The following is a 17,893-nucleotide window of genomic DNA, read 5'->3' on the forward strand; positions in this document are numbered from 1 at the left end:
TGACTATGTTTGCAGCACAATACGCAGGTGAAAAAACCTTTAACATTCAACCTGGAACTACAGTTCCACCAGGCCCAGGAGAAGTTCGACTCTCTGTAGGTTATGTCGGAATTTGTGGCACAGACATGCATATTTATCACGGCGTAATGGACGCCCGTGTTGCCCCTCCACAAATTATCGGTCATGAAATGTCTGGGGTGGTAGCCGAGATAGGTGAAGGCGTGAAAAATGTGGTTGTTGGCGATCATGTCGTTGTTCGTCCGCTAGATTATTGTTTGAATTGCCCCGCTTGCGATGCGGGTCATTCCCACGTTTGCCAAAACCTTAAATTTATGGGTATTGATACTCCTGGTGCATTCCAAAGTTCATGGACAGTGAAATCACGTACCTTGCATAAACTTCCTAGTAATGTTTCTTTAAAAATGGGCGCCCTTGTTGAGCCTCTTGCAGTGGCTTGTCACGATGTTGCTCGAGCACGTGTAGCAAAAGGTGAGGACGTTGTGGTTATTGGAGGTGGCCCTATCGGTCAACTTGTCGCCATGGTAGCTAAAGCTAAAGGGGCGAATGTCATCATCTCTGAAGTTAATGCCACCCGCAGACAATTTTCAGAAGATAATGGTATTAATACGATTGATCCAATAAACCAAGACCCGGTTGCCGAGATCGCGAAAGTGACTAACGGAAAAGGCGCAGATGTGGTCTTTGAAGTTTCAGGCGTTCAGCCAGCAGTAGACGTGATGACAGAAATCGCGGCAGTGCGTGGTCGTATTTGCATGGTGGCCATCCACTCACAAAAACCTCAGGTTGATCTCTTCAAATTCTTTTGGAAAGAATTAGAACTGCTAGGTGCTCGGGTATATGAGCATGAAGACTTTGAGCAAGCGATTAAGCTAATTGCAGATGGCTCACTCGATCTTGAGCCGCTTATTAGCTCGGTAAGCAAAATCAATGATATTGGTAGTGCTTTTGCTTCTATGGATGGTAACCCTTCTGGTATGAAAGCACTCGTGTCGTTAAGTGAGGAATTCTAAGATGTCATCGTTGTTTGATTTATCAGGAAAGACTGCCTTAGTAACAGGGTGTAGCCGCGGGATAGGCCAAGCAATGGCTATCGGGCTAGCACAAGCAGGCGCAAACATCATTGGCGTATCAGCTAGCTTAGCCTCTTCTGGTTCCGAAACCGAAAAAGGTGTACTGGCCGCAGGCCGTGAATTCAGTGCTTATCAATGTGATTTTAGTAACCGAAAAGACTTATATCGCTTCATTAGTGAAGTAAAGGAAGCGCATTCGACTATTGATATTTTAGTTAACAACGCGGGCACTATTATGCGTGACCCTGCTGTTGAGCATAGCGACGAGTTTTGGGATACGGTTATCGAAGTCAATTTAAATGCACAATTTGTGTTAAGCCGTGAAATAGGCAAACAAATGGTGGCTAATAAGCAGGGTAAAATTATTTTTACCGCGTCATTACTGACGTTTCAAGGCGGTATTACCGTACCAGGTTACGCCGCTAGTAAAGGTGCTATTGGTCAACTTACCAAGGCTCTGGCCAATGAATGGGCGGGACAAGGTATCAATGTTAACGCTATTGCGCCCGGTTACATTGCCACTGATAATACAGAAGCACTACGTAATGATCCAAGTCGTGCTGAATCAATATTGGCGCGAATTCCTCAGGGGCGATGGGGTGAACCAGAAGACTTTATTGGCCCTACCGTATTTTTAGCCTCGCAGGCATCAGACTATATGAACGGCGCTACCGTTCTTGTTGATGGCGGCTGGATGGGAAGGTAAACATGTACCCACATAACAAGAAACATTTTATTAATGGTGAATACGTAAGCTCTGCCTCTGAAGAGCATATCTCAATTACGAGCCCGAGCACCGGTAAGCGAGTGGGTGACATTCCTTTTGGTTGTGAAGAAGACGCGCAGAGTGCTCTAGATGCAGCGCAAACAGCGCAACGTCCATGGGCTAAAAAGACCGCGAGAGAAAGAGCCACTGTGTTACGTAAATTTGCACAGCTGATCAGGGAGCACACCGACACCCTAGCGCCCTTGCTAGTAAGTGAACAAGGCAAACTAATTGGCGTTGCAGAAATGGAAGTGGCAGTAACCGCAAGTTTTATCGACTATGCGTGTGACAATGCACTGACTATTCGCGGTGATATTCTTCCTTCAGACAATGACAATGAAAAAATATACATTCATAAGGTGCCTCGTGGGGTTGTAGTGGCAATTACCGCGTGGAATTTCCCTTTGGCACTCGCCGGACGGAAGATAGGCCCAGCCCTTATCACCGGAAACACACTGGTATTGAAACCCACCGAAGAAACGCCACTTGCCACGCTTATGTTAGGTGAATTAGCCATAAAAGCTGGGCTACCTAAAGGCGTTCTTAATATTCTTAATGGTACGGGTGCTTCGGTTGGGCAATTCCTTTGTGAGAGCCCTATTACCAAGCTTATCACCATGACGGGAAGTACCCGAGCCGGTGAAAAAATCTATCAATCTGCCGGTAAAAATATGATACCCGTGATGTTAGAACTTGGTGGTAAAGCGCCTTTCATTGTCATGGATGATGCAGACTTAGAAAAAGCAGCCAACGACCTGATCGACACTCGCTTCGCCAACTGTGGCCAAGTGTGTACCTGCGCAGAACGTCTTTATGTACATGAAGATATATACGATGCTTTTATTGCAACGCTTTTACCAAAAGTGAAGTCAATTAAGGTGGGCGACCCTATGCAGCCTGATACCCAGATGGGGCCAAAAATTAATGCCCGTGAGATTACTAATATAAACAATCTTTTAAAAGACGGGCTAAACCAAGGTGCAACAATCTTGTGCGGTGGTAAAGAAGCAAAAGTTGATGGCTTTGAAAAAGGCCATTGGTATGAACCTACCCTGGTAGGTAATATATCTCAAGACAATGTGTTAATGCATGAAGAAACCTTCGGCCCCATCCTGCCCGTCATGAAAATAGCCAGTATCGAGCAAGCTATTGAATATACCAATGACAGTGAATATGGCCTTTCCGCCTACCTCTATACCTCTTCACTAAAGTATATAAACCAAGCTATTGCCGAGATGGAAGTGGGTGAAGTGTATGTAAACCGTGGTATTGGAGAACAGCACCAAGGCTTTCATAACGGCTGGAAAAAAAGTGGGATGGGTGGCGAAGATGGCTTGTACGGTCTAGAGCAGTACCTAGATAAAAAAACCATTTATATGCACGAACCAACCTAATCACGCTTCAGCCAACACACTAGAATCACCTAGTTACTAACTCTCCCTATCTAAATTTTTTCTAGATAGGGAGTCTTTTGCCGCCATAAATTTCGCTGTATTGGCACTTAACAGTGAGGCTCCTACATTGATTAAAACGACGATATCCAAAATAGCTTTTATTACTACCATAGTGGTGAGTTCCACGTATAGTTTTGCGCAAAATGAGCAACCTAACATTTTGTGGATTATTACTGACGACCACCGGCCAGACTCAGTTCAAGCATACAATCGTGCGACAACAGGTAAAAGCGAAAGTGCGTTGGGTTACGTGTCATCGCCAAATATCGACAAACTGGCAGCGGAAGGCGTTATGTTTACCCGCGCTTACAATAACTCTCCGGCGTGTGGACCGTCCCGCACGTCAATGCATACCGGCCGTTACCCATTTCGCAACGGTAAATATGCATGGGAACATACCCATCAAGAAGCGGACTTTACCCGTCCAGCAGTATCTCAGAGCCTACGTAATGCAGGTTACAACACGGCAATAATTGGCAAGCATCATCATGGTATTTCAGAGAAGCTGGGAGAGCCGAGCACTATTTTCGACTTTGCCTTAGAATACAATCGTGACCTTCACAGGGCGGATTTAGGCGGTTTATATTCAACGGGGTCACACGGCCTAACTGATGGCGTACTATTGCGCCAAGACGCGACTGAAACCGTGTTCTACCCTGATGGTACGAAAAAGCAGTATGTGCTTTCGAAAGCTGACCGAAACTTAAGCGCAGAAGAAGAGGCTATTAAAAGCGCAGTAGAAGACGAGTTTGATATTTTGCGTGCCTACACACGTATAAACACAGGGTTAATTCTTGGCGGCGTCAACCCTCAACCCGCCGATAAAACAGTAGATGCACTCATTGTTGAAGAATTTGAAAACCACTTAGCCAATGCAAGTCAAAGTTACACTACCCTTGCAGGGAAAAAGGTTAACGGCCCAGACGCGTCTAAACCCGTCTTCGTAAACCTAGGCTTTCACTTACCTCATACACCGGTGCTTCCGCCTAAGTCTTTTAGAGATAAATTCAAAGACAAATCCTATAAATTACCCGAATTTAGTGCTGATGAAGTTGCTAGTTTCCCTACCCAGCTTCAGCAAATTTACAATGAATCTAAAACCGACGGTATGTCAGAAGAAGACAAGCTTCAGGCTGTACGCGACTATTACGCTTTTACCGCATTTGGTGATGCACTTATCGGTGAAGCGGTAGATGCATTCAAAGCTTATTCAGCCAAACAAAATCGGGAGTACCTGATTGTCTTCACTGTAGGCGACCACGGTTGGCATTTAGGTGAGCAAGGCATAATGGCGAAATTTGGTCCTTGGAAACAATCGCTCAATGGTGCCGTTATTGTCGTATCATCAGATAAAGAAACCTATCCTGCCGGTAAGGTAGTCGATGAGTTAGTGGAGTACGTAGACTTAGCCCCTACCCTTATGGCTGGCGCAAAAATCGATATTCAGACTACCCAATACGACTACCTAGATGGTGTCGACCTAGCGAGCATTGCCAAGGATGATGGTTTTAGCCGAGAGTATATTTTAGGGGAAATGAATTTAGTCAGTGGCCATAGAGCTTACTTACGTACTGAAGACTTTGCGTTCTCAATGCGAACCCGAGACAGACGAGAACCTGCTACTACGCCCTATCTAAACGATGATATTACGTGGGCGTTAACTGCACACCCCTTAAAAGTAGACTTAGCGCTGTATGACTTAAGAGTCGACCCTCTTGAGAGGCAAAACGTTGCGTATACGGTTGAGTATTTAAAACTTGCAGAATGGTTTCGTCAAAAACTCGGACGTATTGTGTTAGGAGATGGCCGGGTTGAAATGGATTGGAACACGGTCAATAACTATAATATTAGCAATTTTGCAGACGGTGCCGATGACAAAAAAATCGATATCCCCAGCGATCTTATCCCTCAACCTGGCGTTACTAATCCACAACGTTTCAATTTGTAATTGACGCCTACGTTTTTTTCGCTGCGCTTTTACTCGTAAAATGCTGGTTAAACAACGACTGCAATGAACAATGCAGTCGTTGTTTGGTATTACGGACCACCAGCGTAGTTTTGACAAACCACATTAACCTTGTAGCCATTCTGCACGGCTATCTGCTTATTCAGTATCGGTTATTGGTTTACCATTTTAGCGTTGCCCCGAAGTGAATGGCACCTTGGTATTTAGCATTCGTACTGTGCTCTCACTTGGTTTTTTACTGGACAATTTAAAGAAAAACGTTAACAATTCGCCAATCTTATTGCTATAAAAGTTGGAGTTCCCATGAAACCGAAAATTCTCTCTGTTCGTGATCAAATTGCTGACCTTATCCGTTCAGATATAATTTCCGGTGAACTAGCGCCAAACACTAAGCTAAATGAGATTCAACTAGCGGACCGGTTTGATGTGTCCAGAGGCCCTATTCGTGACGTCATATTAAAACTTACCAAAGAAGGTTTATTGGTAAGTAAAAACAATGTGGGCGCGTCTGTAAATACGCCACTTCCTTCTGAACTGCAAAAACTAAGTATTGATTTGCGAAAGAAGATTGAAGAGTATGCGGCTAAGCAATTGGCGGGAAATTTAACCCCTGAGCAATTGGCTAATATGGATAAACTTATCGACAATATGCAGGAGCATTTTGAGCGCGATGAGTACACTGAACTGACTAAAGCTGATATCGCGTTCCATGAATACTTTGTTGAACTTGCTGGCGGTGAAAGCCTACTTAACTTGTGGTACCCCATTGTTATCCGTATGCGTATGAACTATCAACGCATCAAATCATCCAACAAGTTAGTAGATGAACACAGAGATATCGTAAACGCATTTCGAGAAGGTGACGCTAAAGGCGCTATTGTCGCCATCCGTAAAAATATTAAATAGCCCTATTCTTAGGCTATCAGCCTTAAATTAATCCCAGCACTACAATAATGGCCGCTTAATAAATTAGCGGCCATTGAAAATGATTTCCTTTTTTACCTTCCTACTTACCCTCAGCAAATTTCTCAATATCAGCTTTTTTTCTGATTGCTACTTAAGCCATAGCAGTGCTAAAAGACAATTCTGTATTTTACAAAAACAAGATAAAAACAGCGCCTTAAACGCCTTACATAAGTTACCTTTTTTAATTTCCATGATCTAACACGCCAACTTTTATAATACATCCAGCCTTGCTATCTACCACATCATCAGTCACTAACCTCAAACAATAAGTACTCGTTTCGTCCAAATCTACTCTGCTGTGCTTTTTAAAAAACGGGACTTCATAGGTCGCTTTACATAATCGCGACACCATATTGTTGACAATTAACATTAGAACATTAATAATAAATCCCATTAACAAAGCTTTTACACGATAGTGACGGGAATATTTATGCAAACGAAAAAGTTTAATGCGGTCTCGGCTGCAGTAGCCTGCGCCCTGCTAAGTAATGGTTTAATGGCTCAAGAAGATAAGTCAGTCGAAGTTATTGAAGTGAAGGGTATTCGAGGTTCACTCACCTCAGCGATGGATATCAAGCGAGAATCATCTGGCGTTGTAGAAGCCATATCTGCTGAAGACATAGGAAAATTTCCAGATACCAACCTTGCAGAATCATTGCAACGTATCACCGGTGTATCTATCGACCGAACTAACAATGAAGGTAATCAGGTTACCGTTCGAGGTTTCGGACCAAGCTTTAACTTAGTCACTTTAAATAACCGCCAGATGCCAAACTCATCCTCTTTGCTTACAAACGGCATATCACGGAGTTTTAACTTCCGGGAGATTGCGGCCGAAAGTGTTTCTGGTGTGGAAGTACACAAAACAGGTAAAGCCGATGTCAGTTCCGGCGGCCTAGGCGCTACAATAAACATCAATACCGCTCGTCCTTTTGAAATGGATGAATTCATGGCTGCGTGGAGTGCAAAAGCGGTAATGGACACCAGTGTAACCGATGGAGATAGTGTTACGCCTGAGCTCTCTGGCATGGTGAGTAAAACATTCGATGATAAAAGGTTTGGGGTACTGGCGTCGTTTTCCTATGCTGAACGAGATAGCCATGTGGATCGTATTGGAACTCAAGGGTGGGGTCGTGGCTACCCAGGCCAAGCGAACCCAGATACCAGTGCTATCGATACTTCAAAAAACCCTACCTTGGCAACATGGCGCACACCCACCGTTGATTTAGAAGAGTCTAACTACAGTCGTGACCGTATAAATGGACAGGTAGTGCTTCAATTCAGACCCACAGATTCACTTACCACTACGTTAGATTATGTTATATCTCGCTTAGATGAAAACGGTAAAATGAACCGTATGAGTTTTTGGTTTGATAACGTACAAGAAGGTGCGGCAGACGAAAACGGCACCATTATCAATCCTAGCCGCATGAATGACGAGCTTAATTTCTGGGCTTGGGAATACAATTTTGAAACTGAAAATGACTCCTATGGCGTTAATTTTGAGTGGCGGGCTACCGACGCACTAAGCTTCGAATTAGATTTGCATGATTCAACATCACACTCAAATCCCGGCGGTCTACCTGCTGAACGGATCGCTAACTTAAAAAATCCATTTGGCGATCTGGCACCTGTCCATATCAGTGCTGACTTCAGCGGCGATACTCCTATTGCATATTATGATGATACTGGGGTACCTGGTGGCGCCTATGCGCCTGAAAATATAGAGGCAGATCTTTATCAGGAGCGTGGTTACGAAATTGAAAATAATATTCAGCAAATACAGTTATTCGGTAAATGGCTAAATATGGAAACAGGAGCATTAGATGCCATTAATTTCGGTTTTGCTCATACCAAATATGATGTAGATAGTAACAATATTTATAGTGATAATTTTGCGCTAGGCAATGGCACGTTGGACATTAGTGAACTCGACTATACGTTTCGTCCTGGTGGCGTAGGCTTTGAATTTCTTCCTATTTATAGTGCCAATGACTTTCTTGATCTCGTAAGGGAACAATCCCTTTATAATGAAGCCGATGTTCGTCGTAATGGTATTTCAGAAGAAACAACAGCGGTGTTTCTCTCCTTTGATTTCGTCACCGATTTTAACAACATGCCGATCAACGCTAGCTTTGGTGTGAGATACGAAGAGACTGACGTTGAGTCCTACTCTGTACAACGCCCAGTGGTAGGCTTTAATTGGATTACGCCAATACAACTGGCTAAAGTATTGGCAGACGAGGAGATAACCGAAACATTAGAAGGAGACTACGAACAATTCTTGCCCAACTTAGATATTAGTATGGAAATTACTGATGATTTAGTCGCTAGGTTTTCTTACAGTAAAACTATCGCAAGAAGTAGTATTGGCGCTATGTTCCCAGCGACCAGCTTAAACTTACACCGTGCAGGGGGGCCATTTCGTGCATCTCAAGGAAACCCTAATCTACTTCCTTTCGAGTCTCAAAACGTGGACTTATCGCTAGAGTACTACTACGACGATGGTAGCTATGTTTCCGTTGGCCACTTCCGTAAACAAGTTGATAACTTTATTTCTACTGGCCAGCTAGAGAGCGAAATAGAAGGCCCTAATGGCCCACTAACTGACCCAAGTGTAAGCGCAAGAGCAAACTGCCCAGATGGCACGGTTACTGACCCAGTAGCTGCCTGTGTTTCCCAACCGGGCGATCCTGTTATCGCATGGGAAATTTCTACGCCGTTAAATCTTGATGCTACGCGTGTCTATGGTTGGGAGTTCAACGTACAGCATCTGTTTGGTGAAACAGGTTTTGGCACAGTGGTTAACTACACTATGGTAAATAGTGCAGATGAATATGATGTTTATTCTTTGGAAAACAACTTTGCACTTACCGGCTTAAGCGATTCAGCCAACTTCGTGTTGTTTTATGAAAAGGACTATTATCAGGTTAGAGCAGCATATAACTGGCGAGATGAGTTTTTACTTTCTGGTGGTTTAGAGCCTACCTTTACCGAGGCGTACAGCCAACTTGATATCTCAGCAAGTTACGATATTAATGACCATGTATCTGTGTACCTAGATGGTATTAACGTAACCGATGAAAGTACCCGTAGACATGGTCGCTTCAGCAATCAGCTTATCGACTATGAAACATATGGCCCCCGCTACAATGTAGGTGTGAGAGGTAAGTTTTAAGCATAATATAAGCGGTGTCGCGCTGTTTAATACCACGCAAAAATGACGGTTGTTCTACGCTTATCAATAATTTTGCCTTGGGGAAATATCCCCCCAAGGCAAACTATTATTAGCAAGCTACCACACTATAGATTCTCTTCTGCAAAGCTGGCTAAACGGCTTCGCACTACCCCATCTAAGTTCAGTGTCGCACTACCGGAAAAGTCTTTGAACTTCTCTACCAAGTAAGTAAGACCTGAAGTTACGGCACTTAAGTAATTACTGTCGATTTGGGCCAAGTTTCCGCCCACAATAATTTTGGTACCTTCACCGCATCGGGTGATAATAGTTTTAAGCTGTGACGCAGTTAAGTTCTGAGACTCATCCAAAATAACAATAGAATTTTGAATGCTTCGCCCGCGCATAAAGTTAACCGACTTATACTGGATATTGGCTTTTTCCATGATGTAATTCATAGAGCCTTTCACATTCTCATCGTGCTTATGTAGCACCTCTAAAGAGTCTGTAATGGCCGCCAACCACGGCAGCATTTTCTCTTCTTCCGTACCCGGCAAGAAGCCTATCGATTCGGCTATTTCTGGCGTGCTACGTGTCACGATTATCTTATCGTACATGTTACGCTCTACCACCATTTCAAGGGCGGCGGCTAGGGCCAATAGGGTTTTACCACTCCCAGCGGGGCCTGTAAGGATCACCAAGTCGATGTGTGGGTCAAGTAACGCATGAAGCGCCATGGCTTGACCGATATTCTTGGGCGTTATTCCCCACGCATGGCGGCCCATTAAGCGCTCATAGCCTAAATCGAGCACTTCAAGAGAGTCACCGTTAATCGCTTCAACGAGTCCAGCAAAGTCGTTGCTTTCATCAAGTAAAAACTCATTGATGTAAGCTTCTGGCAGCATGGCTTTGGGAATGGTGTGAATGGTATCGCGGCCTTCAGTGCGGCTATCTACACTTTTAACCTTGTCCCAGAAATTGCCCTCAAACCGATGAAAACCCCGAGAGAGGTATTTAATATCACTGATAAGTTGGTCGGTGCGGTAATCCTCTACATGAGCAAGACCTGCCCCTTTGGCTTTGAGGCGCATGTTGAGGTCTTTGGTGACCAACACCACTTGTTGCGGTGCATTTGCTTTTTGTAAATGCAGGGCCACGTTAATGATGCGGTTGTCATTCTCATTACTGGTGAACACTTGCTGCGATTGCGCCATGCCCAAATCAGTATAAATAGACAACGAACCTGTGGGCGCTGTCTCACCTGCACCCATTCCCACCATAGACACACCCGCCACCATATTGTCAGGTGACGCATCGTGCAATAAGTCTTCCATTGCACGAATAGATACTCGCGCATCTCGGGCAACGTCTTTCTTACTATCTTTGATGTAATCTAGTTCTTCAAGCACTGTCATTGGTACAACGACATCGTGTTCTTTAAAGGAGAGAAATGCGTGAGGTTCGTGCAGCAGAATATTGGTATCGAGGACGTATATTTTTGTATCAGTGGAATTTTTTCTTGGCATCCTTTACTCCGGTAAATAAGGCCAGGCACACACAACAAATTAGCGTGCTAGGAACAGTTCCGCTGAAGGAGAAGAAGTTGTCGCTCGAACAGGACTTCCACTCCTTGTCGCGTCGACCGAAAAGTGGCAGTTACCTAAACACCGCCACTTCACACGCTTGCCCAACAAACAATCACAAGCGCTAAATCCACCTTAATCCAGATTTTCATTATTAGCACTGTTTTTCTGCTAAATTTTTTTTCTTCTGTTTTTTCCTTCCTCCTCCAACCACATTTTCCACCCCAAGATTAAAACGCACAAATGGGCTAGTATTAATGACTTATTAATACACAATGCGTACAATACCGCCCCCGCAAAAAAGGTTGGTGATTTATGAGTTCAGGAAATCCGTTTTCCATTGGTCAGCGTTGGTTAAGTAATACTGAAACCGAATTAGGTTTAGGCGCTGTTATTAGTGTTGATTTTCGCTCAGTTGAGGTGTTTTTCCCTGCTACGGGAGAGGCGCGAATGTATACAAAGCAAGAAGCCCCCCTTACCCGTTTAGTGTTCGATATTGGCGAAACCATAAAAAGCCAAGACGGCTGGCAAATGACAATTTCTGAAATTGAAGAAAGCCAAGGCGTTTGCATTTACTTCGGTATCCGCGAAGACACCAAAGCACAGGTACGCCTATCTGAAACCTTGCTTGATCACCATATTCGATTAAACCAACCTGAAAAACGTTTGTTCAGCGAGCAACTTGACCACCCTAAGTGGTTCGACTTACGCCTTAATGCGCTGAATCACCAATACGATTATTTACGCTCGAGCACTTTGGGCTTAGCGGGTGCTCGTATCTCGCTCATTCCCCACCAGCTGCATATTGCCTCTGAAGTGGGTGGACGCCACGCACCACGTGTTTTACTTGCCGATGAAGTTGGCTTAGGTAAAACCATTGAAGCCGCGCTTATTATTCACCAGCAACTGCGCACGGGGCGCGCTCAGCGAGTACTCATTTTAGTACCAGATTCATTGGTACATCAGTGGTTGGTTGAAATGCTGCGCAGAATTAATCTGCCTTTCGCTATTTTTGATGAAAGCCGATGCGAAGCTTTAGATGATGATGGGGAAACCAACCCCTTTGATAACGACCAGTTAGTGCTATGTAGCATCGACTTTTTGAGTCAAAGTGAAAAACGTCAGCAACAAATTCAAGCGGCATCGTGGGATTTAATGGTGGTTGATGAAGCCCATCACCTTGCGTGGTCTGCCGATGCCCCTTCTGCTGAATATACTTGCGTGGAAGCATTAGCCAATGAAACCCCAGGGGTATTGTTATTAACCGCAACACCAGATCAACTTGGCCATGAAAGCCACTTTGCCCGCTTGCGATTACTCGACCCTGCTCGCTTCCATAGTTACGAAGCATTTTTAACCGAAGAGTCGCGTTACAGTCAGCTTGCCGACGCGGTAGCCCCGTTACTTTCAGACACCACACCTGACGAAAAGCAGCGCACTAAGCTAACCGACTTCGCCCCGGATGTGATGGAAAATGCAGGTGATTTAGCACAACCTGAAGCACGCCGCGAATTAGTACATCAGCTTATTGATTGCCACGGCACTGGCAGAATGCTGTTTAGAAACCGCAGAGCCAATATTGAAGGCTTCCCTGACCGCGTATTGCTTGGCTACCAACTCGAACTGCCAGAGGCATATCAAAGTGCGGTAACCGGTGGTGATTTAACCCATGCGTTATATCCTGAGCGTATGCCAAGCGTGGTGAATAGCTGGATGGATGAAGATCCTCGGGTTGGTTGGTTACTTGATTTTATGCAGTCGGTAAAACCAGAAAAGATATTACTGATTTGTGCCAGTGCGCGCACCGCGCAAGAACTTGGTGAAGTCATTCGCACTCAAACCGGTGTACGTCATAGTGTGTTCCACGAAGGCATGACCATTGTTGAGCGAGACAAAGCCGCTCATTATTTCTCTGATGAAGAAGACGGCGCACAAATATTACTGTGTAGCGAAATTGGTAGTGAAGGGCGTAACTTCCAGTTTGCCCATCACTTGGTGTTATTCGATTTACCAGTAACACCCGACTTACTTGAACAACGTATTGGACGCTTAGATCGTATCGGTCAAACTCAAACCGTTGAAATTCACGTACCTTATCTGAAAAACACCGCTCAGCATGTGTTGGTGGATTGGTATCATGAAGGACTGAATGCATTCGAGAAAACCTGCCCGACTGGCTCAGGTGTGTTTGACGACGTAAAAGCCTTATTGATTGGCGCGTGTTTGCACCCTCACGATCTTCATACTCGTGATGAACTTATTAACTTAAGTACCACGTTAAATAGTCAGTTAGTGGCGCAGTTAGAAGCGGGTCGTGACCGTTTATTAGAACTTAATGCGTCTGGTGAAGGCCGCGTTGAACAGTTACTTGAAGACATCATATTGCTTGATAACTCGCAAGATTTATCTCGTTTTATGGGTCGTTTGTTTGATGCCATTGGCGTTCAGCAGGAAGAAAAAGGCAGCGATTGCTTTATTCTCATGCCAACCGAATCTATGGTTAGCCAATTACCGGGTCTTGATCCTGAAGGCATGACGGTAACCTATAAACGTCGCGTTGCTACCACCTTAGAAAATGTGCAATTTTTAAGTTGGGATCACCCCCTTGTACATACCGCTATCGATTTAGTACTTAGTGATGTGCACGGTAAGAGCAGCATTGGCTTTATTGCCGATCCTGACCTTCCCAAGGGCGCTTACTGGTTAGAGGCCTTGTTTGTGTTAGATGCCAACGCCCCTAAAGCACTTCAGCTTGGTCGTTTCTTACCACAAACGCCACTGCGTATTTGTTTAGATGCACAAGGTAATCAGGTTGACTTAACGTTTGAAGTTAAACGCAAAGTGAATCGAAAAATTTCGCATCAATTGATTAAAGCACTGCATCAACCGCTTACCTTAGCAATTGAGAACAGCCGGAAACTGGCGCATCAACAAGCGAATCAAAAGCTACACGATGCACTGCAAGACATGCATAAAACCCTAAACAGTGAAATTCAGCGCTTAGTCGACTTACAAAAGCGTAACCCGTCAGTGCGTGACAGTGAAATTGAGTTTATTGAAAATCAAATGAACGCGTTAGACAAAGTAATACAAGGTGCTGACGTGCAGTTTGATGCCCTTCGTTTAGTGGTGAATAACCCTTAATGGCTAATCCAGCGTTTGTTTATAACCCGCCCGTACAGCCCTATTTAACCATTCTCTACCAAGATGATGACATCTTGGTAGCGAATAAGCCCAGCGGCCTGTTAAGTGTGCCAGGTAAGGCACAAGAACATAAAGACTCGCTTATTAGCAGAGTAAATACCGTGTTCCCCACTGCCACTGTGGTGCACAGGCTAGATATGGCGACATCGGGCATTATGGTGATGGCGCTCAATAAAGAAAGCCATCGGCATATTTCAAAGCAATTTGAACTACGCAAAACCAAGAAGCGCTATTTTGCTCGTGTTTTCGGCCACGTGAAAAGTAACAAGGGGGAAGTGAACTTACCCCTTATTTGTGATTGGCCTAATCGCCCAAAGCAAATGGTTGATTATGAGCGAGGCAAAAAAGCCCTAACCCACTATGAAGTGGTAGACGTAACGCCAATAGCATCGCGTATCACCATTAATTCAGCCACTAGCGCTAATACTCCCCCTGATATAAGCCCCGGCTTTAGCACTACGAGTGAGCAAAGCGAAACGTTAGTGGCCTTGTACCCGGTTACAGGGCGCTCCCACCAACTCCGTGTGCACATGCTTGAGTTAGGTCATCCTATCTTAGGTGATAGGCTTTATGCGCATCCACAAGCCCTAGGTATGGCCGAACGTTTACAGCTGCATGCAGAAAGCTTGAGCTTTGCGCATCCTTCGTCTGAAGATTGGCTAACGTTCCAAACGCCTATTCCGTTTACTGGTTATACCCACTACTCCCCCGCCCCACTATCTATCGATTGAAATTCTGGGCTATAGATTGAGACTTTGTGGCGCTTCTTACCTATCTGTTTCACCTGCTTTCATTAAAGCGGTTAATTAACCCAGCGCTAAAAAATACTCTTGGTTCGAACTGAAGTTTTCAAAGGTTTAGCCGATAATTAAAGTGTTGAATGCTTTATTGGTACACCATGTTACATTTATTTCGTTTTCTCGTGGTGGGTTGCAGCTTTATGTTTTCGATGGGATATTTTGTGCCTGGTGCGCAAGCCCAAAGCTTGTATGAGGATATCACCCACGCTTTTTTACCCGACGACATTACCTATGTAATGGCTGGGGAAATCCGCGTGCCTATTTTTGAGAGCTCTTCAGCATTGCCTATCTCTCGCGGTGCGGCCATTATTTTAGCTGATGCCTCGCCCACCGGACTCTCCATTGGGGATGCACGTCAATTAGCCAGCTTACTCAATGAAAAAGGTTGGCATGTGGTGGTTAGCCCAGTTTCATTGACGCTAGAGGAAGACCCTGACCTACCCGTCGATGAGGCTATTCACCCGAAAGCTGACAGTCGGCTTCAACGACAAAATTACGTATCGTCCAGCCAGCATCTAACCATCTTAATCAATGCGCTTAATACTCACCTTGAAAGTCATCAAGGGTTTAGAATGAACATTGCCTATGGAATGCAGGCTGCACAATTGCTGGATTTAGGTTCTAAAGGCATTATTCCCTCACCAGACACTTTAGTCGCCATCACCCCCTTTTGGCCGAATGACGACATAAACCGCGCTGTACCAGAATTTATTGCAGGCACTGAATTTCCGGTGTTAGACTTATCGATTAACGGCACCAATCCATGGGCGTTGCAAACGCAAGCAAAACGAAAGCAACTTGCCACCACTTCCCTTAAGCTTCACTACAGACAACAGTCTCTATTCACGCAAAATTCAACCTTTGGTCTAATGGACAATGAGAATAGCGCTAAAATTCAGCTAATTGCTGGCAGCGTTCTTGGATGGGCTCAACATTTAGGCTGGTAATTAGAATCTAAACCAATTAGTCTAATTTACAGTTTAAAACAGTAACCTATCTCATTTGCCTTGGGTTTTACAAGGTATCACTGGGTGTTCTGAACTATAATTCTTTTTAATCTTTAATAACGGCGGCTGTGTGTCTATGACTGTTCAAACATTCGTAAACAAAAAGGCCAAGCAGCTGTGTTTTTATCTGAGGTCATTTTGGCAAGGAGAGCTTCCAGTCGAGGAGATTGAGCTATTCTTTTGGGATAGTATGGAAGAGTGGGGCCAGATAGAGTACACATTTACCCAACCTTACACCTATAAGGAACGGGTCTTTTGGCATTTGCTCCATCAAGTCCATTTTTGGCAAGAAGATAAGTTACGTTCAGATAAATATCTTGTCGATGAGTTAATGAACTGTGTATTGTTTTTAGAAGGCAAAGGGCACTGCCCCATCGATTGTGTTGGTATACGCCCCTAGCAACTTTCTTTATTTATCAATTTATTAGTGATTCAACCCTTTATCGTTCGTTTTCATTGAAACTGAAGCGTGATCATGGCTCAATATGAATGGATCACGCTTTGGCCATGGAACGCATTTGTTAGACTCTCTCAAAACTTATCAAGACAGACGTTACCTTAGTATTTTTCTATTTGGCATTACCAGTGGTTTTCCATGGATTATGATTGGTTCGGTGCTCTCAGCCTGGTTAAAAGATGAAGGCCTATCTCGGTCTGCCATTGGCTTGTTTGGTGCTATCTTTGCGGTCTATTCCTTCAATTTTCTTTGGTCTCCTTTAATTGACCGCGTAAAACCTCGCTTTCTTGGCCAGCGTCGAGGCTGGATTTTCATCATGCAAGGCGGCATTGCCCTGTGTTGTGCGTTGATGACACAACTTTCTGCTAATAGTCATTTGTTTTACTTAGCATTGGTGGGCTTACTCATTGCTATCTTTTCATCAACTCAAGATATTGCGATAGATGGCTATCGAATTGATGTCATTGAAGAAAATGACAACGACGGTTTGTCGGCAGCATCATCTGTAGCCACCGCTGGTTGGTGGACGGGTTATGGTGGACTTGGAGCCATCCCATTTTTTATTGCAGACAACAGCAGCTGGTATTGGCCTGATATTTACGGCTTACTCGCCCTTTTTATGCTTGTACTTATGGTCACCACGGTGTTTGCCAAAGAGCCTGACATAGATCGTGACTTACTGCGTAGCCAAGTGGTGGGGAGCCCAACACAGGGCAGTGCCGGAGAAGGCTCTTCTAAAATAGCGTTTTGGTTTAAACAAACCTTAGTGGCCCCTTTTTCAGAATTTTTCTCCCGTAATGGCGTCAAGCTCGCCCTCTCTTTTTTGCTGTTTATATTCTTGTTTAAAATTGGAGAAGCCTTCTTAGGAAGAATGAGTATCGTTTTTTACAAAGAAATTGGTTTTTCAAATAGTGATATAGGCACTTACTCAAAGCTGCTCAATTGGTGGGTGACCATTATCTTTTCTCTGATAGGTGGGCTAGTCAACATTCGCTACGGCATTTACAAGGGGTTAATGACCGCCGGTATTGCTATGGCGGCTTCTAACCTTATGTTTTCCCTTATTGCTACCACTGGGCCTGATGTTACACTTCTGGCCGCTGCGGTTATTATCGACGGCTTTACGGCTGCTTGGAGCACCGTGGCCATGGTCGCTTTTATTTCTCTGTTGTGTAATCGCGCTTTCAGTGCCACCCAATACGCCCTTATGGCATCGCTAAGTGTAGCGGGGAGAACCTTAGTGGCATCCAGTAGTGGTTTCGTGGTTGATTTCCTTGACGGTAATTGGAGCCAGTTCTTTGTTATTACAGCACTTATGGTTATTCCCAGCTTGCTGTTCTTACACAATATTCGACACAAAATCACTCATTTGGAAAAATCTAAAACTTCTGAGCAATAACGTTGCAATAACTCATTTCCCATCT

The 17,893-nt window shown here is 44.4% G+C and carries 12 protein-coding genes; 11 read left to right on the forward strand and 1 reads right to left on the reverse strand.

From position 1 onward, the window contains the following. Positions 1 to 5 precede the first annotated feature (5 nt). The 6 genes from J8L84_RS06580 (at position 6) to J8L84_RS06605 (ending at position 9,421) form a co-directional block, all read left to right on the forward strand. Positions 6 to 1,031: an alcohol dehydrogenase catalytic domain-containing protein gene (locus J8L84_RS06580; RefSeq protein ID WP_211069981.1), complete on the forward strand. Its 1,026-nt coding sequence runs from the start codon at positions 6 to 8 to the stop codon at positions 1,029 to 1,031. 1 nt (position 1,032) lies between these two features. Further along, a complete protein-coding gene (locus J8L84_RS06585; RefSeq protein WP_211069982.1) occupies positions 1,033 to 1,797 on the forward strand; it encodes an SDR family oxidoreductase in 765 nt (254 codons plus the stop codon). Between the two features lie 2 nt (positions 1,798 to 1,799). Further along, positions 1,800 to 3,251 (forward strand): aldehyde dehydrogenase, encoded by a 1,452-nt coding sequence (gene aldA, locus J8L84_RS06590; protein ID WP_211069983.1) that lies wholly within the window; start codon positions 1,800 to 1,802, stop codon positions 3,249 to 3,251. A gap of 127 nt (positions 3,252 to 3,378) precedes the next feature. Next, a complete protein-coding gene (locus tag J8L84_RS06595) occupies positions 3,379 to 5,259 on the forward strand; it encodes a sulfatase-like hydrolase/transferase (protein ID WP_247670596.1) in 1,881 nt (626 codons plus the stop codon). Positions 5,260 to 5,580: 321 nt separating this feature from the next. Continuing rightward, positions 5,581 to 6,183: a GntR family transcriptional regulator gene (locus J8L84_RS06600; RefSeq protein WP_057794060.1), complete on the forward strand. Its 603-nt coding sequence runs from the start codon at positions 5,581 to 5,583 to the stop codon at positions 6,181 to 6,183. Between the two features lie 490 nt (positions 6,184 to 6,673). Beyond that, on the forward strand, positions 6,674 to 9,421 hold the full coding sequence (locus tag J8L84_RS06605) for a TonB-dependent receptor (protein ID WP_211069984.1): 2,748 nt from the start codon (positions 6,674 to 6,676) through the stop codon (positions 9,419 to 9,421). Positions 9,422 to 9,546: 125 nt separating this feature from the next. On the opposite strand, the gene J8L84_RS06610 is transcribed toward J8L84_RS06605, so the two are convergent. After that, positions 9,547 to 10,944, reverse strand: a complete 1,398-nt coding sequence (locus J8L84_RS06610; protein ID WP_057794064.1) for a PhoH family protein — start codon at positions 10,942 to 10,944, stop codon at positions 9,547 to 9,549. A gap of 372 nt (positions 10,945 to 11,316) precedes the next feature. Between J8L84_RS06610 and rapA the strand changes: the two genes are divergently transcribed. From rapA to J8L84_RS06635, 5 genes are all read left to right on the forward strand, one after another. Then, positions 11,317 to 14,145 carry an RNA polymerase-associated protein RapA gene (rapA, locus tag J8L84_RS06615; RefSeq protein ID WP_211069985.1) on the forward strand — a complete coding sequence of 943 codons (2,829 nt, stop codon included), beginning with the start codon at positions 11,317 to 11,319 and terminating at the stop codon, positions 14,143 to 14,145. After that, entirely contained in the window at positions 14,145 to 14,936 is a 792-nt protein-coding gene (locus J8L84_RS06620; protein WP_211069986.1) for a pseudouridine synthase, read from the forward strand. The genes rapA and J8L84_RS06620 overlap by 1 nt, the downstream gene beginning before the upstream one ends. 167 nt (positions 14,937 to 15,103) lie before the next feature. After that, positions 15,104 to 15,952 carry a DUF3530 family protein gene (locus tag J8L84_RS06625; RefSeq protein ID WP_211069987.1) on the forward strand — a complete coding sequence of 283 codons (849 nt, stop codon included), beginning with the start codon at positions 15,104 to 15,106 and terminating at the stop codon, positions 15,950 to 15,952. Positions 15,953 to 16,088: 136 nt separating this feature from the next. After that, positions 16,089 to 16,412, forward strand: a complete 324-nt coding sequence (locus tag J8L84_RS20645) for a hypothetical protein (protein ID WP_013785507.1) — start codon at positions 16,089 to 16,091, stop codon at positions 16,410 to 16,412. 85 nt (positions 16,413 to 16,497) lie between these two features. After that, positions 16,498 to 17,868 (forward strand): MFS transporter, encoded by a 1,371-nt coding sequence (locus J8L84_RS06635; RefSeq protein WP_211069988.1) that lies wholly within the window; start codon positions 16,498 to 16,500, stop codon positions 17,866 to 17,868. Positions 17,869 to 17,893 lie beyond the last annotated feature (25 nt).

Source organism: Alteromonas sp. MMG017 (genome assembly GCF_018100795.1).
GTDB lineage: Bacteria > Pseudomonadota > Gammaproteobacteria > Enterobacterales > Alteromonadaceae > Alteromonas.